At 51.1% G+C, this 20368-nt stretch carries 21 protein-coding genes and 1 pseudogene; 20 read left to right on the forward strand and 2 right to left on the reverse strand.

The window, feature by feature from the left end:
* The 12 genes and pseudogenes from Q3A88_RS00285 (at position 1) to Q3A88_RS00340 (ending at position 9227) form a co-directional block, all read left to right on the forward strand.
* The gene (locus Q3A88_RS00285; RefSeq protein ID WP_317177198.1) at positions 1 to 1068 is read left to right on the forward strand and encodes a hypothetical protein; all 1068 of its coding nucleotides are present in this window, start codon (positions 1 to 3) and stop codon (positions 1066 to 1068) included.
* Entirely contained in the window at positions 1068 to 2684 is a 1617-nt protein-coding gene (locus Q3A88_RS00290) for a YqaJ viral recombinase family protein (RefSeq protein ID WP_317177199.1), read from the forward strand. Before Q3A88_RS00285 ends, Q3A88_RS00290 begins: the two co-directional genes overlap by 1 nt.
* Before the next feature lie 39 nt (positions 2685 to 2723).
* Positions 2724 to 3863, forward strand: a complete 1140-nt coding sequence (locus Q3A88_RS00295; RefSeq protein ID WP_317177200.1) for a hypothetical protein — start codon at positions 2724 to 2726, stop codon at positions 3861 to 3863.
* On the forward strand, positions 3860 to 4282 hold the full coding sequence (locus Q3A88_RS00300; RefSeq protein ID WP_317177201.1) for a hypothetical protein: 423 nt from the start codon (positions 3860 to 3862) through the stop codon (positions 4280 to 4282). Before Q3A88_RS00295 ends, Q3A88_RS00300 begins: the two co-directional genes overlap by 4 nt.
* Positions 4283 to 4297: 15 nt before the next feature.
* Positions 4298 to 4927, forward strand: a complete 630-nt coding sequence (locus Q3A88_RS00305) for a hypothetical protein (protein ID WP_410522752.1) — start codon at positions 4298 to 4300, stop codon at positions 4925 to 4927.
* 127 nt (positions 4928 to 5054) lie between these two features.
* A complete protein-coding gene (locus Q3A88_RS00310) occupies positions 5055 to 5750 on the forward strand; it encodes a hypothetical protein (protein WP_317177203.1) in 696 nt (231 codons plus the stop codon).
* A gap of 259 nt (positions 5751 to 6009) precedes the next feature.
* Positions 6010 to 6495 (forward strand): annotated as a pseudogene (locus tag Q3A88_RS00315) (class I SAM-dependent methyltransferase).
* The gene (locus Q3A88_RS00320) at positions 6492 to 6950 is read left to right on the forward strand and encodes a hypothetical protein (RefSeq protein ID WP_317177204.1); all 459 of its coding nucleotides are present in this window, start codon (positions 6492 to 6494) and stop codon (positions 6948 to 6950) included. Before Q3A88_RS00315 ends, Q3A88_RS00320 begins: the two are co-directional and overlap by 4 nt.
* Complete coding sequence (locus Q3A88_RS00325; protein ID WP_317177205.1) at positions 6950 to 7267, forward strand: Lar family restriction alleviation protein; 318 nt, start codon at positions 6950 to 6952, stop codon at positions 7265 to 7267. The genes Q3A88_RS00320 and Q3A88_RS00325 overlap by 1 nt, the downstream gene beginning before the upstream one ends.
* Positions 7268 to 7306: 39 nt before the next feature.
* Positions 7307 to 7783: a hypothetical protein gene (locus Q3A88_RS00330; protein ID WP_317177206.1), complete on the forward strand. Its 477-nt coding sequence runs from the start codon at positions 7307 to 7309 to the stop codon at positions 7781 to 7783.
* A gap of 78 nt (positions 7784 to 7861) precedes the next feature.
* Positions 7862 to 8098: an excisionase gene (locus Q3A88_RS00335; protein ID WP_116166573.1), complete on the forward strand. Its 237-nt coding sequence runs from the start codon at positions 7862 to 7864 to the stop codon at positions 8096 to 8098.
* Complete coding sequence (locus Q3A88_RS00340; RefSeq protein WP_116238207.1) at positions 8088 to 9227, forward strand: site-specific integrase; 1140 nt, start codon at positions 8088 to 8090, stop codon at positions 9225 to 9227. Before Q3A88_RS00335 ends, Q3A88_RS00340 begins: the two co-directional genes overlap by 11 nt.
* Before the next feature lie 136 nt (positions 9228 to 9363).
* Here Q3A88_RS00340 and icd read toward each other — a convergent pair whose 3' ends face one another.
* On the reverse strand, positions 9364 to 10617 hold the full coding sequence (icd, locus tag Q3A88_RS00345) for an NADP-dependent isocitrate dehydrogenase (RefSeq protein WP_116155795.1): 1254 nt from the start codon (positions 10615 to 10617) through the stop codon (positions 9364 to 9366).
* A 130-nt stretch (positions 10618 to 10747) separates the two neighbouring features.
* Between icd and rluE the strand changes: the two genes are divergently transcribed.
* The 8 genes from rluE (at position 10748) to Q3A88_RS00385 (ending at position 18992) form a co-directional block, all read left to right on the forward strand.
* Positions 10748 to 11374 carry a 23S rRNA pseudouridine(2457) synthase RluE gene (gene rluE, locus Q3A88_RS00350; protein ID WP_233991073.1) on the forward strand — a complete coding sequence of 209 codons (627 nt, stop codon included), beginning with the start codon at positions 10748 to 10750 and terminating at the stop codon, positions 11372 to 11374.
* Positions 11367 to 11813, forward strand: coding sequence for an NUDIX hydrolase (locus Q3A88_RS00355; protein WP_039496063.1), 447 nt, complete (start codon positions 11367 to 11369; stop codon positions 11811 to 11813). The genes rluE and Q3A88_RS00355 overlap by 8 nt, the downstream gene beginning before the upstream one ends.
* 144 nt (positions 11814 to 11957) lie before the next feature.
* Positions 11958 to 13064, forward strand: coding sequence for a tRNA 2-thiouridine(34) synthase MnmA (gene mnmA, locus Q3A88_RS00360; protein ID WP_014915248.1), 1107 nt, complete (start codon positions 11958 to 11960; stop codon positions 13062 to 13064).
* A 2-nt stretch (positions 13065 to 13066) separates the two neighbouring features.
* Positions 13067 to 13705 (forward strand): high frequency lysogenization protein HflD, encoded by a 639-nt coding sequence (hflD, locus tag Q3A88_RS00365; RefSeq protein WP_233991072.1) that lies wholly within the window; start codon positions 13067 to 13069, stop codon positions 13703 to 13705.
* 147 nt (positions 13706 to 13852) lie between these two features.
* Positions 13853 to 15223 carry an adenylosuccinate lyase gene (purB, locus tag Q3A88_RS00370; protein ID WP_233991071.1) on the forward strand — a complete coding sequence of 457 codons (1371 nt, stop codon included), beginning with the start codon at positions 13853 to 13855 and terminating at the stop codon, positions 15221 to 15223.
* 366 nt (positions 15224 to 15589) lie between these two features.
* Complete coding sequence (phoP, locus tag Q3A88_RS00375; RefSeq protein WP_039469188.1) at positions 15590 to 16282, forward strand: two-component system response regulator PhoP; 693 nt, start codon at positions 15590 to 15592, stop codon at positions 16280 to 16282.
* On the forward strand, positions 16279 to 17733 hold the full coding sequence (gene phoQ / locus Q3A88_RS00380; RefSeq protein ID WP_010275763.1) for a two-component system sensor histidine kinase PhoQ: 1455 nt from the start codon (positions 16279 to 16281) through the stop codon (positions 17731 to 17733). The genes phoP and phoQ overlap by 4 nt, the downstream gene beginning before the upstream one ends.
* 137 nt (positions 17734 to 17870) lie before the next feature.
* Positions 17871 to 18992, forward strand: coding sequence for a cupin domain-containing protein (locus Q3A88_RS00385; protein ID WP_039549375.1), 1122 nt, complete (start codon positions 17871 to 17873; stop codon positions 18990 to 18992).
* 78 nt (positions 18993 to 19070) lie between these two features.
* Here the strand turns inward: Q3A88_RS00385 and pepT are convergent, their stop codons facing one another.
* Positions 19071 to 20303, reverse strand: coding sequence for a peptidase T (gene pepT, locus Q3A88_RS00390; RefSeq protein ID WP_040031989.1), 1233 nt, complete (start codon positions 20301 to 20303; stop codon positions 19071 to 19073).
* Between the last annotated feature and the right edge of the window lie 65 nt (positions 20304 to 20368).

A 20368-nucleotide genomic window follows, 5' to 3' on the forward strand; every position in this document is an offset into this window, starting at 1 on the left:
ATGACTTCTCATGATTCTCAAGCTCTGGCCGTGCGCCAGGATTTCGGAGGCGTCAGCAACACCCTGACGGCTCTGGAAACTTCCGCTACCGCGGCGGCTGCACAAGCCAAGGCGATGGTGGAAGCCCGTTATATCATGGCGCTTCGCCGCCCCCGCCAATGGGATCAAGTGCGCCAAGACCTGCTGAAGGAATGCAGGCGCCCCAGCTTCGCCAATAACAAAAGCGCCTACTACCGCAAACCCATTGGTAACGGCGTAGAAGGACTGGGCATCCGTTTCGTCGAGGTAGCACTACGCTGTATGACGAACGTACTGGTGGAAACCAGCATGATTTTCGAAGACGAGAACAAGGAAATCCACCGCGTCTCTGTGACCGATTTGGAATCCAACCTTACCTATCCGTTGGATGTGCGCGTAACCAAAACCGTCGAACGCTCGAAACCCAACGACGACGGCAGTTACATCAGCGTGCGCAAGAACAGCTACAACAAGAACGCCTATACAGTCTCAGCCACCGACGATGACTTGTTGAACAAACGCGCAGCGCAAATTTCAAAGGCCATTCGCACACTAGGGCTGCGCATCATTCCTGGCGATCTTCAGGACGAAGCCGAGTCCATCATCAAAGCTATCCGATTAGATGAGGCCGCAAGCGATCCCGACGCCGAGCGCAAGCGAATCGCTGACGCATTCGGAGAGATCGGCGTTAAGGCTGCTGATTTGGCCGAATACTTGGGACACAGTCTTGATACTTGCTCTCCTGCTGAATTGGTCAACTTGCGCGGCATCTATGGTGCCATCCGAGACGGTGAATCATCGTGGAAATCCGTCATGGAGAACAAGGCTGAACAGCAGACTACCGGCGTTACAAGAAGCGGATCACAAGGCAATGTGTTGCCGACATGCAGTGATGAAACCTTTGGAAAGAAGAAAGCCGGATGGTGCAAGGCTATCGAGGGCGGTAAATCAGTGAACGACCTGATAGCCATGATTCAAACCAAAGAAATACTCAATGATGACCAAAAAATGGAAATCGCATCGTGGGCCAACAGCGGGAGTAGCCTGTAATGAAAATTCATGAACTTATCCAAGGCAGTGACGAATGGGCGGCCTTCCGCCTAACACACCACGGCGCAAGTGAAGCAGCCGCAATGCTGGGTCTTTCGAAAAAGGCAACACGCTCCGAACTGCTTCGTATCAAACACACCGGCACCCCCAAAGAGTTCTCCGACTGGGTGCAGACAAATATCCTCGACTATGGACACCAGGTTGAAGCACTTGCTCGTCCACTGGTTGAAGGGATTATCGGCGAAGACCTCTACCCGGTGACGTGTTCAAATGAGGACGAAGGCGGCAATTTGTCTGCGTCCTGCGACGGACTGACGATGTTCTACGATACCGCATTCGAGCACAAGCAATGGGCGGAAGAACTCGCCTCATCGGTATATGAGGGTATTCTTCCTGAAGAGCATATGCCGCAATGCCAGCAGATCATGATGATAACGGGGGCTAAACGTGTCATCTTCACAGTCTCCGATGGTACGCCGGAAAACCTCGTCTGCATGGAAGTACAATCTGACATTGAATGGTTCGAACGCATTCGCGCTGGTTGGGCACAGTTCGACCGGGATCTAGCCGTCTACGAATTGCCCGAACCGGCTCCTGCAGTTATCGCCGAAGCTATACAGGATCTGCCAGCAGTGACTGTGCAAGTTAACGGTCAGATTGAGGTTCGGGAGAACTTCAAAATTTTCGAAGTGGCTCTGCGCGATTTCATCGAAAATAAGCTGATCAGAGAACCACAAACCGATCAGGATTTCGCCGATCTCGACTTGCAAATCAAGGCGATGAAAAAGGCGGAAGATACCCTGAACGCTGCCGAATCCATGATGCTGGCGCAGTTACAAAGCGTGGATGAAGCAAAACGCCAGAAAGATATGCTCGCCAAATTGGTGCGCGACAATCGCCTTATGGCTGAAAAGCTACTTGCCAGTGAGAAAGAGCGCCGCCGTGCTGAGAAAGTGGTAGTAGCGCGTAAAGCTTTTTCCGCTCACATCTCCGAACTACAGAAAGAAATCAATGGCGTGTATCTAGCTGTAACAGTACCGGACTTTGCGGGTGCCATCAAAGGCCTAAAAACCATGTCGAGCATTCAGGACAAGATCGACACGGCGCTGGCGAATGGCAAAATAGCCGCCGATCAGCAAGCAGCGGATTTGCGCACCAAATTGGGCTGGCTGGACACCAACGCCGCAGATTACCGCGCGCTACTGCCAGACCTACAACAATTGGTCGCTAAGCCATTCGATGATTTCAAACTGGCAGTAACAGCACGTATTGATGCGCACAAAAAGGCTGAAGATGCACGGCTGGAAGCTGAGCGTGAACGGATCCGCCAAGAAGAAACTACTCGGCTGGAGGCGCAGCAGGCGCAAGAAACAGTAACGGAGACTCCGGCACAAGCCACACGCACACCGCTCTATCCACCAGGCACCATCAACTGGCCGGAAACGTTGGGCGAAACCAATCAGGTTGCCGCAATACAACCCGATCTCAATATCCTGCTGGAGCAGCTACTGACTGATTTAGTCAGTGCCGAAATCAAAATAGCCAAAGGTACAGCAAAAAAATTGCTGGATGCCGTCGCCAACAATCTCGTCCGCTCCTTCACTCTCCGCAATTAATTCTTTTCCCCTTGCTGGGGATAACATCAGGAAATCGTTATGACAACCACAACAACCGCCGCTGGCGTGTTGGAATCTTCCCTGCGCCCCGTTCGGGCGCAACTCTCTTTAGCGATCGAGCAAACCACAGGGATCGTTCAGCGCTCGGTAGAAAGCGCTGAGGTTTTATTAGACCAAGCACAGGCCCTGTGCATTGAGCAGCTTAATAAAGAAGTCGATGACTACAACGCAATTATTGACCGGCTTGAGGCAGCCGAAAGCGGCCTCATCACCAAAGACTTGGCGTTGACGCAGGTTCAGGAGCGCATTGAAAACGCAGAACTGGCTGCCGCCGAAGCCACCGCCGAGCGTGATAGCGTCACTGCAAAATACAAGCTGACCATCACCGAAAAGGGGATGCTGGCGGCTGAACTGAATCAGTTAAAATCCCTCAATCCTGAACGTACGAAGGCGCAGCTTACGCAGAAGAAAAATGAGCTGAGTGACTGCCGCACGCTACGCGATCAGCAACTGACTGAAATCCGTCGATTAAAGAAGGAGCTAGCTGATAAAACCAGCAAACTATCCAGCATGGTTCAGCTCAACGATGAGTTGAATCACGCGGTTACAGATATGAAGGCACGTCTACAGCGTGCAGATGGTGATGTTGAGCAGCGTCACTGGCAGACTGCCGACGGCGTACAGTTCTACTTCTACACCTTCCAATGGGGATTGCAGCTTTACTCCCCTGAGTATGACGTGAAAATCCTGAACGATATCGACTGGCATCTTGAGATCCGCAGCACCATCGGCATCTGCATGATCGTATCGGTGTCGGAATGGGCAGTACCAATCTACCCCACGGTAGAAAACTTCAAAGACTCATGGCCGGAAGGCTTAACGGAAGCCGTTACCGCACGAATTCGTGAGCTGCTGGAAGAAACGCATCCTCACTTAGTTCGTCGCGCTGAATGGGCAGAATCCGTGTTGGCCGGTTCGCTCCCGTTGAAAGAGCAGCACCTCGACCTACTCAGCGCTGCGGGCATTCACTCGCTGTTTGATGTAGTGCGCCGCACGCCGGATGCGCTGGCCGAGAAAGTAAAAGGCTTTGGAATCAGCACGGCCCGCCAGGTGCATGCGAAGTGCATGGGGTTGGTAAAGGATTGGGAATTGGCACAAAAACAGAGCGAGGCCGCATGATGGATGAAGAATTGAACCCTGTTGGCGTGTTGTTTAAGCCAGAAGACGACAAATGTAACTGGCTGCCGGTCATCATTTACCGCATGCGCACCCGGTCATCAATACGCGTGGGGGAACCGTATAAACCAGAGCCTAAACCCATTTACACTGGCTATGGCCCTCAGAAACAGCAACCAACAACGCCACGTATTGGCGCACGGCGTAATTACTCGTCATCCATCATGCTCGGCATCTATCAGTTGCACCGCCGCGGCATCAACGAAAATGTGATCGCCAAAGATACCAGTATCCCGGTAGGCGATATCCGCAAACTGCTGGCGCACAAAACCCAAATTCAGCGCAAACAGTGGCAATTAGCTCAGCAACTGCCGCTGCCCTCTAAAGCGGTGATTTTGCATCGACTGGGTAAGGAGGCTTGAGTGAAAGAACGGGGAATGATTTTCAATGTCGAAATGGTTCGCGCCATTCTAGATGGTCGCAAAACACAGACGCGACGGATTATCAAAAATCAGCCATTCGACCGTAGCCAGTACCTCCATGATCACCAGATAGAAATAATCTCAGGCCGTGCTGAAAACGGTGATGAGGTTGATGGCTTGTATGCATACACCAAAAGCACTGGCGGAACATGGAGCGCTAAATGCCCATTCGGGCAACTCGGCGATCGCCTCTGGGGGCGTGAGACGTTTGCAGCTCTAGAGCCCGGAAGCTATGAGCAAGTTAAGCCTCGACAAGGGCATTGCCAAGATTTGCGTTACGCCGCGACAGACCGCCTGGCTAAATCTGATGCCAATATTCGTGGTTATAAATGGATACCATCAATTCATATGCCGCGCTATGCGTCCCGCATTCTGCTGGAAATTACAGATGTGCGCGTTGAGCGCCTTAAACACATCCCGCGCGATGGGCTTATCGCAGAGGGATACCCAGCGGAACGAGCCACTGATGGTGGTGAATACGATCCGTTCCTCTGGTATCGGGATTTATGGGAATCGATTTACGGAGCAGGAAGCTGGCAAGCCAATTCGTGGATCTGGGTTATCGAATTTAAACAAATCAAATAAGTAAGGACTGACCAATGACCAATAATACCACTGAAAAAACACTATCGTAGACACGTCTCCGTTAAATACGCTCCCCCTTCCCGAATTACTGGCGAGCCGCATTACTCAATTTGCCGCCAGCCCTGCGATGCTGGAAATCATCGACAGGCATGTTGCACGCTTCGTTGAAGAAGTTGTCAAAGACTCCTTTTGCACTTGGGATAATTTTGGAAAAGGCGTCAAAGATGCTTTCAAAAACGCATTACCGGGCGGCATAGAACGTGTTGTAGACCTTGGGCGATACAACGCCATGATCGAAGAGCGTCTGCGTGCCACCTTCGCCAGCAGCAATATTGCAAACGACATGATTGCTAAAGCAGAGGCGGTGCTGAACGATGTCATGGATGAAAAGTTACTGTTGCCAGTTATCAAATTAAGCACATTGATGGAAGCGTTCATCAAAGATAACGCAGAGCGTGCAGCAACCGAAGGCTGGGACTCCCCCTCACTTGAGATCGTAGACGGAAGTTATCCCTGTGACGATTACCGGACCATCTATTTTGATAAAGAGCCAGGCAGTAGCCGGAACAACCGCCATTCTTCATTAACCGCCCGACCCAACAATCGCTTAAGCCTTGCTCCCGTCGATGGCGAAGTATTTGAAGGCGAGCAGGTCTATCGTATTTATGCAGCAGCGATCGATGACAAGCTCGTACAAGACCATCTCAGCACAGATCTTATCCGCAGAGACTGGGAAAAAATGATGTTCGCTCTGTACTACGGGCAGTCAAAAATTATCATTGATTGCGATCCTGATGACTTCTACTACCCGCACTACGATTAATCCTCTGCTGATATCTCCATAACATAGCCGCATCCGTTCTGTGATGCGGCTATCCCCTTTTCCAGCAAATACCGAAGGAGGCCGCCTTGTTCGGTCTATTTCTTTATGTCTGTTACACGTTCCAGCCCTGCCAATACGAGCCACAAAGCTGGATTTATCCCGATCTGCAAAATTGTGAAGCCGATATCAGGGCGCAGAAATTGCCTAGCGCTTATGAGTGCTTGCCTGTTGATGCCGCTGTACCTGTGCGGGGTGATTAATGCCTTCCCAACATCCAATTCTTGATATGTGCAGCGGGTCGCGCATGTTTTGGTTCGATAAAAGCGACGACCGCGCTGTATTTTCCGACATTCGCTGAGAGCGCCATGTCTTATGTGATGGGCGTAGTCTGGAAATTAACCCCGATGTTATCGCCGACTTTCGCGCCCTTCCCTTTGACGATGCGCAATTCGCCCTTGTTGTTTTCGATCCGCCCCACCTTCTACGCGCTGGCGAGAGCAGTTGGCTGCGTAAAAAATACGGCGCGTTAGACAGGGAAACATGGCAAGACGATTTGCGTGCCGGATTCAGTGAAGCCTTTAGAGTCCTGCGACCGCTCGGCACGCTCATCTTTAAATGGAACGAAACACAGATCCCAGTTCGTGACGTGCTGGCACTTACCGATCAAAGGCCAGCATTCGGCCACCTATCAGGCAAGCGCAGTAACACCCACTGGATTTGCTTTCTCAAAGGAGAAAATAAATGACAGGTTTAACAAATAAACGGCTAAACGCATTATCGACTATGCATGGCGCTGACTCCGGCATTCTCGAAGAGGCGATAAAAGAGGCTGCTGAAATGGCGCGTGAAATCCTATCCCTCCGCACACAACTGGCAACGTTGGAAAAGCAAGAACCTTTTGCGTGGACAGATGCAGAAGAACTGCGCGACTTAGCGGCACATAAATGTGCATATCTGTACAAGATTGACACTGATAACCCATACCACGACCCGCGCCGCCAAATAATGATTTATCGTGGCCCCGTTCCGCAACCAGTGCCGAATGAAATAGACACCAACAAACAAGCTAAAGATTTGTTAAATAGACTATTTCAGGGATATCCCGCAGATCCTGCAGAAATCACACAAGAGGTGTGGAACGCTTGCCGCGCCGCCATGCTCCAGTTGTCCAGTAATCCAGAATCGGGTAAGGGTGAGTGATGCACGAAAATTTAAACCCCTGTCCATTTTGTGGAGGCAGTGCTGTGTTTGATTTTGATATGCATGAGATTTCCTGTAACGGCTGTGGTATCACAATTAAAACTGACTATGTTGGGAGTGACGATCGGGGTGTTGCTGTAATCAGAGCGTGGAACTCACGACACAAGAATCAATTACAGATTAACCAGCAAGAATTGCTCGATGCACTGGAAGCGCTGGTAGATCTTACGAGTGCGTTTGATGATGACTCATCTGAATTCAAGATGGCTCGGGCTGCTATCGCTAAAACCAAAGCGGGTCACCATGATTACGCCTAACCAGCGGCTTTTTTTATTTCATAAATTTAGGAGAAACACATGCCTCAATCATGGGCGGTTCCATTCCCGGAATCGAAAACTGAATATAATGGTTACCCCGTTTACTGGCGATATTTTGAAACCGTTCAGGAAGCGGGAATTGAAGTTATCGCCGAGCAATATATCGCATTCCACCAGACCAATAGCTATGCCTTTTTATGCCCTGCTCGCTGGGCTAAGGATTATGATATTGATCGCGATAAGGCGCGATGGCTCGACGGGTGGAAAAAGAAAAATATGCGGTACGCGATCAAAAAAGTCGCAAAATCAGCAGAACGCTCTTTTGCCTTTCCATCGCAGCAACTGGCATTAGAAAGCCTGCTACGTCGAAAGAAATATCATCTGAGCCGGTTAAATCAGGATATCGCCATTATCACCACCGTTGTTGAAGAAATGAAAAAGCTGGATTTGTCATCCCCGCAGATCGAATACAACTTCGGCCATAACGCCGAAACGGAAAGCTGGACTTTCCTCTAACCTAAGCCCCTTCCTTCTACAGACAAAACGACCAAAACTAGGGCGTGTCTTTGGCATGCCCTTTATAAGGACTGACCAATGGCGCGAATGCTTTTACTCAAAGTCTGGGCAATAGATGAATTCGGTGATGAAAAGCCATCGAATAACACGCTATATCACTATGCCAAGCACAACATGATTTCCCCGCCACCGAAAAAAGTCGGACGTAAATGGATGGTGGAACAAGATGCCCGCTTTATAGGCATGATCTCCGAACCCACAATAAATAAATCAGATAACCCACTGCTGAAAAGGATTCTTTCGGATGGCCGGTAGACCTCGGAAACATAACATCAAAGTACAAAATCTATTTTGTTTTACCGACCCGCGAACCAAGCGGGTTTATTGGCAATATAAACACCCTTTAACGGGTAAGAGACACGGACTTGGAACAAATGAAGCTGACGCTACCGCAATCGCAATAGAAGCCAACCTCCGAATTAGCGAACAGCAGGTGAAACAGGCATTTGCTATCCGTGAACGCACTCTGTCAATCTCAGGAAAAGGTATAACCGTAAGCGGTTGGCTAGAAAAATATAAAGCGATTCAAGATGAGAGGCTGAAATCAGGCGATATCAAGTTCAATACTCACAAACAACGTAATAAACCCATATCCTTATTTAATCAGCACGCAGGTATGAAATTACTCACGGAGGTGGGGGCTAAAGATATTGCAGAAATTTTGGACGACTATAAAGCTAACGGGCAATCACGCATGGCGCAGGTAGTTCGCTCCGTCCTCATTGATGTTTTCAAAGAAGCGCAGCATGCTGGTGAAGTCCCTCCTGGTTATAACCCTGCACTTGCCACTAAGCAGCCACGTAAAAGAATTCAGCGCCAGCGTTTGGATTTGGATGAATGGCAGGCCATTTTTGATGTGGCCGATGCTCAGCATCAATACATGGGGAACGCCATGCTACTTGCTCTGGTGACGGCTCAACGCTTAGGGGATATTGCCAATATGAAATTTTCAGATATCTGGGATGACCACCTACATGTTGTTCAAGAGAAAACAGGTGCCCGGGTTGCCATCCCACTATCACTAAAATCCAATGCCACCGGATGGACGCTGAGTGATGTCATTGCACGGTGCAGAGATTACGTTGTCAGCCCTCATCTGGTTCACTTCTTTCGTTCCACCTCACAAGCAGAGCGTGGCGCTGCCGTGGCATCCAGAACCATTACAATGCGATTCAGTGCCGCCAGAGACAAGACGGGGCTGGCGTGGGAAAACGGTACACCACCGACATTTCATGAACAGCGGTCATTAGCAGAGCGGCTTTATAGGGAGCAAGGTGACGTAGATACTCGAATGCTTCTGGGCCATAAATCACAGCAGCAAACTGATCGCTACAATGATGATCGCGGTAAAGATTGGTTAACAATTCAGATTAAAGCAGGATGAAATCCCACCATCAATGTGGTGATTTTTCACTCTATTTTACTGAGGAATTTTACTGAGATTTTACTGAATGGATTTTTCGATGTTAAAAATCAGCGAGAGCAAAGCGCCCCCGCCGATCAATGTGATAACAGTAAGATTACATGTTATCGATAATGTCCTGCGCGAACTCGCTACATTTACGCAGCGTAGCGCCTTCCATCAGACGTTCGAAATCGTAAGTCACGGTCTTGTTCTTGATAGCACCCTCAACGCCTTTAACAATCAGGTCAGCCGCTTCGAACCATTGCAGGTGACGCAGCATCATTTCAGCAGACAGAATAACGGAACCTGGGTTCACTTTGTCCTGACCCGCATATTTCGGTGCAGTACCGTGCGTGGCTTCAAACAGTGCACATTCGTCACCGATGTTCGCACCAGGAGCAATACCGATACCACCAACCTGTGCAGCCAGGGCATCAGAAATGTAGTCACCGTTCAGGTTCATACAGGCGATGACATCATATTCAGCAGGACGCAGCAGGATTTGTTGCAGGAACGCATCGGCGATCACGTCTTTTACCACGATCTCTTTGCCGGTGTTCGGGTTCTTGATTTTCACCCATGGGCCGCCATCGATCAGCTCACCGCCGAATTCTTCACGCGCCAACTGGTATCCCCAGTCTTTAAACGCGCCTTCGGTGAATTTCATGATGTTGCCTTTGTGCACCAGCGTGACGGAATCACGGTCGTTGGTGATCGCGTATTCGATAGCAGCGCGAACCAGACGTTTGGTGCCTTCTTCGGAACACGGCTTCACGCCGATACCACACTGCTCAGGGAAACGGATTTTGTTAACGCCCATTTCTTCACGCAGGAATTTGATCACTTTGTCTGCTTCAGCAGAGCCCGCTTTCCACTCGATACCTGCATAGATGTCTTCGGCGTTTTCACGGAAGATCACCATGTCGGTCAGCTCAGGCTGTTTAACCGGGCTAGGTGTACCTTCGTAGTAGCGTACCGGACGCAGGCAAACATACAGATCCAACTGCTGGCGCAGTGCAACGTTCAGAGAACGAATACCACCACCGACTGGCGTTGTCAGCGGGCCCTTAATTGCCACACGGTATTCACGGATCAAATCCAGTGTTTCTTCCGGCAGCCAGACATCTTTACCGTAGACTTGCGTGGATTTTTCACCCGTATAGATTTCCATCCAGGAAATCGCGCGCTTGCCCTGATAGGCTTTCTTCACGGCGGCGTCAACGACGTTGATCATGGCTGGCGTGACATCGATACCGATGCCGTCGCCTTCGATAAACGGAATGACCGGATTGTTTGGAACAACCAGTTTGCCTTGAGCGTCAACCGTGATTTTCTGACCTTCTGTCGGTACAACTACTTTGCTTTCCATTAACCTCTCCTTCGAGCGCAATTTTGTTAATGACTTGTAAGATGCGTGTCAATACTACTTGAATATTTAGCCCGCGCCAATCGCAAACCATTTGAGTATAATGCTTTTGTTATCCGCGACTATAAAGATGATGAATAAATTCTCTGTTAAAAATCACAAAGTTAAACGATTCAGCTCACAGTCGGCAAGAAAAAGGCAGCCTGACAACGCGCCGCGCCGCATCGTTTTATTCAATAAACCCTTCGATGTCTTGCCGCAATTCACTGATGAAGCCGGGCGCCGCACGCTGAAAGATTATATTCCGATTAGCGGTATTTATGCCGCGGGGCGTCTGGATCGCGACAGCGAAGGCCTGATGATTCTCACCAATGACGGCAAACTTCAGGCTCGACTGACCCAACCGACGCAAAAAACGGCCAAAATTTACTATGTTCAGGTCGAAGGTATTCCTGACGACGCCGCACTGACGCGCTTTCGTACGGGTTTAGATCTGAATGACGGCAAAACGCTGCCTGCCGGTGCGGAGATCGTACCGGAACCCAGTTGGTTGTGGCCGCGTAATCCCCCTATCCGCGAACGTAAAAGCATTCCCGACTGCTGGTTAAAAATCACGCTGCATGAAGGTCGTAATCGGCAAGTCCGTCGTATGACGGCAAATATCGGGTATCCTACCTTGCGTCTGATTCGATACGGCATGGCCAATCAGACCGTAGAAAACCTGTTACCCGGAGAATGGAAGGAGATAATGGATGTTTAAACCCCATGTGACAGTCGCCTGTGTGGTACAGGCCGAAAACCATTTTCTGGTCGTCGAAGAGTTAATTAACGATAAATTATTGTGGAACCAGCCCGCGGGCCATCTGGAAGCCAACGAGACGCTGATTCAGGCTGCAAGCCGTGAGCTGTGGGAAGAAACGGGCATTCAGGCCACACCGCAGAGTTTCTTGCGTCTGCACCAATGGATCGCCCCAGACAACACGCCGTTTTTACGCTTTTGCTTCGCGCTCGATCTGCCTGCGCGGGTCGACACCCAGCCGCACGACAGCGATATCGAATGCTGCCGCTGGCTGACCGCCGAGGAAATTCTGCATTCGCGCCAACTTCGTTCACCACTGGTGGCCGAAAGTATTCGCTGCTATCAGCAGCAAGAACGCTATCCGTTATCCGTACTAGGCGCGTTCAACTGGCCTTTTTAGACAGAGCTCTGTTTATAACCCTGCCGTGAATGGCCTGACCACTACACGGCAGGAATAGCGATGCAGCCCTCGGCTCAACATGCTAAAATATGCCGCTTGTTTTTCGCATCAATGCGTCAGTAAATTTCAGTTCGTGAGACTTCCATGTCAGATAACAGCCAGAAAAAAGTGATTGTCGGTATGTCCGGCGGTGTTGATTCCTCCGTTTCCGCTTACCTGTTACAGCAACAGGGCTATCATGTTGAAGGCCTGTTCATGAAGAACTGGGAAGAGGATGACGACACAGAGTATTGCTCAGCGGCCACCGATCTTGCCGATGCGCAGGCCGTTTGCGACAAACTGGGTATCGAATTACATACCGTCAACTTTGCCGCTGAATATTGGGACAACGTGTTTGAACTCTTCCTTGAAGAATACAAAGCGGGCCGTACCCCCAACCCTGATATCCTGTGCAATAAAGAAATCAAATTCAAAGCCTTCCTGGAATTCGCCGCCGAGGATCTCGGGGCAGACTACATCGCGACAGGCCACTATGTCCGTCGTCACGACGTTGACGGCAAGAGCCGTTTGCTACGCGGCATGGACGGCAACAAAGACCAGAGCTATTTTCTGTATACGCTAAGCCATGAACAGATCGCACAGAGCCTGTTCCCGGTCGGCGAGCTGGAAAAACCGCAGGTACGTAAAATTGCCGAAGAGCTGGAACTGGCAACCGCGAAGAAAAAAGACTCGACCGGTATTTGTTTCATCGGTGAGCGCAAATTCACCGATTTTCTGGCGCGCTACCTGCCCGCACAGCCGGGTCCGATTCTGTCCGTCGACGACAACAAACCGATGGGCCAGCATCAAGGGCTGATGTACCACACGCTGGGACAACGCAAAGGTCTGGGTATTGGCGGCGTCAAAGACGGCGGCGAAGACCCTTGGTACGTGGTAGATAAAGATGTCGCCAACAATATTCTGTATGTCGCGCAGGGTCACGAACACCCTCGTCTGATGTCGTACGGTTTAATCGCACAGCAGTTACACTGGGTCGATCGTGAGCCGCTCACCGCTGAATTACGTTGTACGGTGAAAACCCGTTATCGTCAGGCGGATATCCCCTGCACCGTCACGCCACTGGGCGACGATCGCATTACCGTGCGTTTTGATGAGCCTGTTGCAGCCGTGACTCCGGGCCAATCCGCCGTCTTTTATCTGGACGACGTTTGCCTTGGCGGCGGTATCATTGAAGAACGCTTACAGGAGTAACCGTGGCTAAGAACTATTATGAAATTACGCTGGCGTTAGCGGGCATTTGCCAATCGGCGTATGTAGTCCAGCAACTGGCCCATGCCGGTAGCTGTAATAACGATGTGCTGCATACCTCGCTGAACAGCGTTTTGAATCTCAATCCGGCGTCCACGTTGGCCGTTTACGGCAATGACGAGCAAAACCTGAAAGTTGGGCTGGAAACGCTGTTAGGGATTCTGAATACCAGCAGTAACAAAGGCGCGGGCGCGGAACTCTCACGCTACGCTTTCAGCCTGATTGCGTTAGAGCGCAAACTGAATGCGAAGTCTGCCGCGCTTGACGAATTAGGCAAACGCATCGGGCAGTTGGAGCGCCAACTGGAGCATTTTGACCTGCTCTCCGAAACGATTGTGAGCGCGCTGGCGGCGATTTACGTGGATGTCATCAGTACGTTGGGGCCGCGTATTCAGGTTACCGGTTCACCGGAAGTGCTGAAAAACAGCCAAGTGCAGGCTAAAGTGCGCGCGGCGCTGCTGGCCGGTATCCGCTCTGCGGTACTCTGGCAGCAAATTGGCGGCGGACGCTTACAGCTGATGCTCTCGCGCGGCAAGTTGGTTAAAGAAGCAAAACAGATATTGGCGCGTTGCCCAGCCGATTGATGGTATTCTTGCCGCGATGCGCGACGCTGGTGTGATTAACGCCAGCGTCGCGAAATGGATTATTGTTAAAACTATTTGTCCTTACTGAAATTAATCGTTTTTATTGAAATTAATCGTTATTGAAACCAATCTCAGGAGTTGCTTGCGATGGAATTATCCTCACTGACCGCCGTTTCCCCTATTGATGGACGCTACGGCGATAAAGTCAGCACGTTGCGCACTATTTTCAGCGAATTCGGTTTGCTGAAATTCCGTGTGCAGGTTGAAGTACGTTGGCTGCAAAAACTGGCAGCCTGTGCAGAGATCCAGGAAGTTCCTGCATTTGACGCTGACGCAAACGCTTTCCTTGATAAAATTGTCGCCGAATTCAGTGAAGAAGATGCAGCGCGCATTAAAACCATCGAGCGTACGACCAACCACGACGTGAAAGCCGTTGAGTACTTTCTGAAAGAGAAAGTTGCTGCGATTCCGGCGCTGCACGCCGTCAACGAATTCATCCACTTCGCCTGTACTTCAGAAGACATCAACAACCTGTCTCATGCACTGATGCTGGATACCGCTCGCCGCGATGTCATCCTGCCGCACTGGCGTCAAATCATTGATGCGCTGAAAACGCTGGCACAGGAATACCGCGATATCCCGCTGCTTTCCCGTACACACGGCCAGCCCGCTACGCCGTCCACTATCGGTAAAGAGTTTGCTAACGTGGCTTACCGTATGGACCGCCAGTATCGCCAGCTGCAACAGGTTGAGATTCTGGGCAAGATTAATGGTGCTGTCGGTAACTATAACGCCCATCTGGCAGCCTACCCGGAAGTGGATTGGCACCAGTTCAGCGAAAGTTTTGTTACCTCACTGGGTATCAACTGGAACCCGTACACCACGCAGATCGAACCGCACGATTACATCGCCGAGCTGTTTGACTGCATCGCGCGTTTCAACACGATTTTGATCGACTTTGACCGTGATATTTGGGGCTACATTGCCCTGAATCACTTCAAGCAGAAGACTATTGCTGGCGAAATCGGTTCCTCCACCATGCCGCATAAAGTTAACCCAATTGACTTCGAAAACTCGGAAGGCAATCTGGGTCTGGCGAATGCCGTTCTGGGGCATCTGGCTAGCAAGCTGCCGGTTTCCCGTTGGCAGCGTGACCTCACTGACTCTACCGTACTACGTAATCTGGGCGTCGGCGTGGGCTATGCGCTGATTGCGTATCAGGCCACGATGAAAGGCATCAGCAAACTGGAAGTGAACCGCGATCGTCTGGCTGACGAACTGGATCACAACTGGGAAGTGTTGGCTGAGCCAATCCAAACCGTGATGCGTCGCTACGGCATTGAAAAGCCGTACGAGAAGCTGAAAGAGCTGACGCGTGGCAAACGCGTTGATGCTGCCGGCATTCAGGAATTTATCGATGGCCTGCCGTTGCCAGAAGCGGAAAAAACGCGCCTGAAGGCGATGACGCCAGCCAACTATATCGGCCGCGCTATCGCAATGGTCGATGATCTGAAATAACCGTTCTCAAACCCGAACGTGACCTTTCTGGCGGGCGCTCTGCCCGCCAGATCTCTAATTAACCATACTCTAAATAATTCGAGTTTCAGGTAGGCGGCAAGCGAAGGAATCCCGATGAGCTTACTCAAGTAAGTGATTCGGGTGACTGAACGTAGCCAACACACATGCAACTCGAAGTATGACGAGTATGACCATTTCCAGCCTGTTTATACCCGGTTTATTCTCCCTGTGGATAATTTAACAAATAAAATAAATAACGTTCTCTGCGTATAATGTTGATACGCGGAAGCGACATACATGAAAGATAGGGCACATCAAGGTATGTTAATAAATATGCCCCCTATCTATTCGACAGAGGATATAGCGATGCGAATTCTGGTCGTTGAAGATAATGTATTATTGCGCCACCATTTAACCGTTCAGATGAACGAAATGGGGCATCAGGTTGACGCAGCGTCTGACGCCAAAGAAGCAGATTATTTTCTGCATGAAAATATGCCGGATATCGCCATTGTCGACCTCGGGCTACCCGATGAAGACGGCATGAGCATGATCCGTCGCTGGCGTGCCCATCAGGTGAAACTCCCGATTTTGGTGCTGACCGCCCGTGAAGGCTGGCAGGACAAAGTTGCGGTGCTGGGGGCAGGTGCGGACGACTACGTAACCAAGCCGTTCCATATGGAAGAAGTTGTGGCGCGCTTGCAGGCGCTGATGCGGCGCAACAGCGGGCTGGCATCGCAAATCATCAGCCTGCCGCCTTTTGAGATCGACTTATCGCGCCGCGAGCTGATGATCCACAGCAGCCCGATCAAGCTCACCGCGTTTGAATACACGATTATCGAGACGTTGATTCGCAATAAAGGCAAAGTCGTCAGCAAAGAGTCGCTGATGTTGCAGCTGTACCCCGATGCAGAACTGCGGGAAAGCCATACCATCGACGTATTGATGGGACGGCTGCGTAAGAAAATTCAGCAGGCAGAAGCGCCGGATGTGATCACTACCGTGCGCGGACAAGGATATCGCTTTGATATTGATGATACCCCTTCAGGCTCAGCATGAGCGATAAGAAGCTGCCCTTCTCGCTTCGTATTCGTTTTTTACTCGCGACAGCAGCCATCGTACTAGCGCTGTCGCTCGCCTATGGCGTCGTCGCCATTATCGGTTACAGCGTCAACTTTGATAAAACCTCATTCCGTTTGCTGCGCGGCGAAAGTAACCTCTACTACAGCCTTGCGCAGTGGCGCGATAACCAGCTGAATATCGTCACGCCCCCCGACGTTGATATCAATTTCCCCACGCTGGTGTTGATATACGACGAACATGGCAACATGCTCTGGCGCGAAAAACACGTTCCCGAGCTGGAAGCGCTAATCAATCCAGAATGGTTAAGCAAGACGGCCTATCACGAGCTGGATACCGACACCGATACCAGCAGCGCGGTATTAACGGGCAATACCTTACTGCTGAGCAGCCTGCGAGCGCTGAACGGGGCGCACAGCAATGCGTTAACGCACTCCATCGCCGTGAACGTTTACCCCAAGACCGAACATCTCCCTTCCATCACCATTGTCGTGGTTGACCGCATCCCGCAGGAACTCCAGCAGGAAGACGTGGTGTGGGAATGGTTCAGCTATGTGTTGATCGCCAACCTTCTGCTGGTGCTTCCCCTGCTTTGGCTAGGCGCTCACTGGAGTCTGCGCCCTATTCAGCATCTGGTAAAACAGATCGCCGAGCTGGAAAAAGGCACACGCGATCAGTTGGACGAAAATCCGCCGCGCGAGTTGTTCAGTCTGGTGAAAAACCTGAATATCCTGCTGAATAACGAACGTCAGCGCTACCACAAGTACCGTACAACGCTGACTGACCTTACCCACAGTTTGAAAACACCGCTGGCGGTTTTACAGACCACGTTACGTGCGTTGCGAACCGGCAAAGAAATCACTATCGATCAGGCTGAACCTATTATGCTGTCGCAGATCAGCCGCATCTCGCAGCAGATTGGCTATTACCTGCATCGGGCCAGCGTGCGCTCTGAACATAATCTGCTGATACGTGAAGTACATTCGGTTCCGGCACTGCTGGATGGCCTGTGTTCCGCGTTAAATAAGGTATATCAGCGCAAGGGCGTGGTGTTGACGCTCGATATTCCACCCGAGCTGACCTTCGTCGGTGAGAAAAATGATTTCATGGAAGTACTGGGCAATATTCTTGATAACGCCTGTAAGTACTGTCTGGAATTTGTCGAAATTAGCGTGCAATACTCCGATCACAAGTTACATCTGATTGTTGATGACGATGGCCCCGGCATCCACGAAAGCAAGCGCGAAATGATTTTCCTGCGTGGTCAACGTGCCGACCGTATGCGTCCCGGACAAGGTATCGGCCTTGCCGTTGCGGTCGAAATTATCGAACAGTATCAGGGGGAGATCCTCATCAGCGACAGCGCACTGGGCGGTGCCCGAGTCGAAGCTATTTTCTCCCGCCAGAACCTGAGCCAGAATGAGGGGTGAAAGACAGTACAGCGCGCGATGCTTCCGCTATACTTATCGCCAAAATACTGATTGTTTTAAAATACTGATTATTTCACGGAAAATCATATCTTCAAGAACAGTCATTTCCTCAAAAAAACAAGTTTCTGGAAAACAGTATGGACTATCAGCTCAATCTCGACTGGCAGGATTTTTTAGCGAACTACTGGCAAAAACGTCCACTCCTGATTAAAGGCGGCTTCACGCATTTTATCGACCCGATTTCACCCGACGAACTCGCCGGTCTGGCGTTAGAAAGCGAGGTAGATAGCCGTCTGGTCAGCCATCAGAACGGACGCTGGCAGGTAAGCCACGGTCCCTTCGAGAGCTACGATCATCTGGGGGAAAGTAACTGGTCGCTGTTGGTGCAGGCTGTCGATCACTGGCATGAGCCCTCTTCTGCCTTGATGCAGCCCTTTCGACAACTGCCGGACTGGCGCACCGATGATTTGATGATTTCATTTTCCGTTCCCGGCGGCGGCGTAGGGCCACATCTGGATCAGTATGATGTTTTCATTATTCAGGGAACGGGACGCCGCCGCTGGCGCATCGGTGAAAAAATACCGATGAAGCAGCACTGTCCGCATCCTGACCTGCTTCAGGTCGATCCGTTTGACGCCATTATTGATGAGGAGCTGGAACCGGGCGATATCATCTATATTCCACCGGGTTTCCCGCACGAAGGCTATTCGCTGGAAAACTCGCTGAACTACTCGGTGGGTTTCCGTGCGCCGAATGCTCGCGAGCTAGTCAGCGGCTTTGCGGATTATGTCCTTTCCCGTGAACTCGGCAGCTATCGCTACAGCGACCCTGATGTTCCATCCCGCGATCATATCGCCAGCGTACTGCCGCAAGAGCTGGATGCGCTGCAAAAAATGATGCTGGAGCTGGTGCAGCAGCCTGAGCATTTCCAGAACTGGTTTGGCGAATTTATTTCCCAGTCCCGACACGAGCTCGATCTCTCACCGCCGGAGCCACCTTATCAGGCAGGCGAAGTGTATGAATATCTGCAACAGGGTGAACCACTGCGTCGTTTAGGCGGCCTGCGGGTCATCTGCGTTGGCGATAGCTGCTTCGTTAACGGGGAAAAAGTGAACAGTACGCACAAAGCTGCGCTGTTTGCGCTGGCTGAACATCCTGCTATTGGTGCAGAACTGCTGGGCGACGCGCTGGAAGATCCTTCTTTCCTCGCACAGCTTACCGTTCTGATTAACAGCGGTTACTGGTACTTCGCGGATTAAGACCCATCTTGGATACGGGGTTGTACAAAGAGAAGGCGGGAATGTCCCGCCTTCTTTATCTCTGCAAAATGCTAACGCTTACGGCTTCGCGCGCAGCGCCGTCAGTTCGGCAATGCGCATAATCACAGACACCGCTTTTTCCATGCCTTCCAGCGTGACAAATTCATGTTTGCCATGATAGTTGTAGCCGCCGGTAAACAGATTCGGGCACGGTAGCCCTTGAAATGACAGGTGTGCGCCGTCGGTGCCGCCGCGAATCGGCTTCATATTCGGCTCAATGTCACAATCCCGCATCGCCTGCTGCGCCAACGCAATAATGTGCGGATGCTGCTCAACCTGCTCACGCATGTTGTAATAGGTATCGGTAATCGTGACTTCAATGTAGCAATCCGGGTGCAGCCCCGCGCCGACCTTTTCCGCAATATCCAGCATCGTCTGTTTACGCTGTTCAAAGCCGTTGCGGTCAAAATCGCGGACGATGTAATGCAAGTCTGCGCGCTCCACAGAGCCTTTCATGGTGTGAAGATGATAGAACCCCTGATAGCCGTCCGTCTGCTCCGGCGATTGACTCTCTGGCACCTGCTGGTGATAGCGAGAAGCCAACGTCAGCGCATTCACCATCACGCCTTTGGCGCTGCCGGGATGCACATTGTTACCTACAATTTTCACCTGAACCGATGCGGCATTAAAATTCTCATACTCCAACTCGCCGACACCACCGCCGTCCACGGTATAGGCCCACTGTGCGTTAAACGCTTTGACATCAAAAAATTGCGCGCCCTTGCCAATTTCTTCATCCGGCGTAAAGGCAATACGAATATCGCCGTGCGGTAACTGGCTTGCCTTCAGACGCACCAGCGCGGTAATAATTTCCGCGATCCCCGCTTTATCATCCGCCCCCAGCAGCGTTTTGCCGTCTGTGGTAATCAGCGTGTGCCCCAGTAATTGGTGTAACACCGGGAACATCACGGGTGACAGCACTTCATCCCCTACGCCCAAGGCAATATCGCCGCCGCGGTAGTTTTCCAGAATCTGCGGATTAACATTCTTGCCGCTAAAGTCCGGTGACGTATCCATATGTGAAATAAAGCCGATGGCCGGAACGGGCCAGGCAACGTTTGCAGGGAGCGTCGCCATCAGGCAGCCCTGCTTGCTCAGCGCGACTTGCTCAAACCCCAGTTCGAGCAGTTCCTGCTGCAACGCACGCGCCAGTTTCAACTGACCGTCGGTGCTCGGCACCTGCCGAACGCCGGACTTAGACTGTGTATCAAACGAAACGTAATTCAAAAATCTGTCGAGTAATTTATCCATCTTATTTATGCCCCCTGAACCCTGAAAGGCATTATGGATAGGGCTACCACGGTAAATATTGCGTC

This window comes from Pectobacterium sp. HCp5_1 (assembly GCF_032905925.1).
Taxonomy (GTDB): domain Bacteria; phylum Pseudomonadota; class Gammaproteobacteria; order Enterobacterales; family Enterobacteriaceae; genus Pectobacterium; species Pectobacterium brasiliense_A.

What these genes read in the sequence shown, in the direction of transcription:
- phoQ (WP_010275763.1), top strand. Translation starts at nt 16,279, where the DNA reads ATGAGCGATAAGAAGCTGCCCTTCTCGCTTCGTATTCGTTTTTTACTC.
- Q3A88_RS00295 (WP_317177200.1), top strand. Translation starts at nt 2,724, where the DNA reads ATGACAACCACAACAACCGCCGCTGGCGTGTTGGAATCTTCCCTGCGC.
- purB (WP_233991071.1), top strand. Translation starts at nt 13,853, where the DNA reads ATGGAATTATCCTCACTGACCGCCGTTTCCCCTATTGATGGACGCTAC.
- rluE (WP_233991073.1), top strand. Translation starts at nt 10,748, where the DNA reads ATGAATAAATTCTCTGTTAAAAATCACAAAGTTAAACGATTCAGCTCA.
- Q3A88_RS00310 (WP_317177203.1), top strand. Translation starts at nt 5,055, where the DNA reads ATGCTGGAAATCATCGACAGGCATGTTGCACGCTTCGTTGAAGAAGTT.
- Q3A88_RS00285 (WP_317177198.1), top strand. Translation starts at nt 1, where the DNA reads ATGACTTCTCATGATTCTCAAGCTCTGGCCGTGCGCCAGGATTTCGGA.
- pepT (WP_040031989.1), bottom strand. Translation starts at nt 20,303, where the DNA reads ATGGATAAATTACTCGACAGATTTTTGAATTACGTTTCGTTTGATACA.
- Q3A88_RS00340 (WP_116238207.1), top strand. Translation starts at nt 8,088, where the DNA reads ATGGCCGGTAGACCTCGGAAACATAACATCAAAGTACAAAATCTATTT.
- phoP (WP_039469188.1), top strand. Translation starts at nt 15,590, where the DNA reads ATGCGAATTCTGGTCGTTGAAGATAATGTATTATTGCGCCACCATTTA.
- Q3A88_RS00355 (WP_039496063.1), top strand. Translation starts at nt 11,367, where the DNA reads ATGTTTAAACCCCATGTGACAGTCGCCTGTGTGGTACAGGCCGAAAAC.
- Q3A88_RS00300 (WP_317177201.1), top strand. Translation starts at nt 3,860, where the DNA reads ATGATGGATGAAGAATTGAACCCTGTTGGCGTGTTGTTTAAGCCAGAA.
- Q3A88_RS00305 (WP_410522752.1), top strand. Translation starts at nt 4,298, where the DNA reads ATGATTTTCAATGTCGAAATGGTTCGCGCCATTCTAGATGGTCGCAAA.
- icd (WP_116155795.1), bottom strand. Translation starts at nt 10,617, where the DNA reads ATGGAAAGCAAAGTAGTTGTACCGACAGAAGGTCAGAAAATCACGGTT.
- Q3A88_RS00385 (WP_039549375.1), top strand. Translation starts at nt 17,871, where the DNA reads ATGGACTATCAGCTCAATCTCGACTGGCAGGATTTTTTAGCGAACTAC.
- Q3A88_RS00330 (WP_317177206.1), top strand. Translation starts at nt 7,307, where the DNA reads ATGCCTCAATCATGGGCGGTTCCATTCCCGGAATCGAAAACTGAATAT.
- Q3A88_RS00325 (WP_317177205.1), top strand. Translation starts at nt 6,950, where the DNA reads ATGCACGAAAATTTAAACCCCTGTCCATTTTGTGGAGGCAGTGCTGTG.
- Q3A88_RS00320 (WP_317177204.1), top strand. Translation starts at nt 6,492, where the DNA reads ATGACAGGTTTAACAAATAAACGGCTAAACGCATTATCGACTATGCAT.
- Q3A88_RS00335 (WP_116166573.1), top strand. Translation starts at nt 7,862, where the DNA reads ATGGCGCGAATGCTTTTACTCAAAGTCTGGGCAATAGATGAATTCGGT.
- mnmA (WP_014915248.1), top strand. Translation starts at nt 11,958, where the DNA reads ATGTCAGATAACAGCCAGAAAAAAGTGATTGTCGGTATGTCCGGCGGT.
- Q3A88_RS00290 (WP_317177199.1), top strand. Translation starts at nt 1,068, where the DNA reads ATGAAAATTCATGAACTTATCCAAGGCAGTGACGAATGGGCGGCCTTC.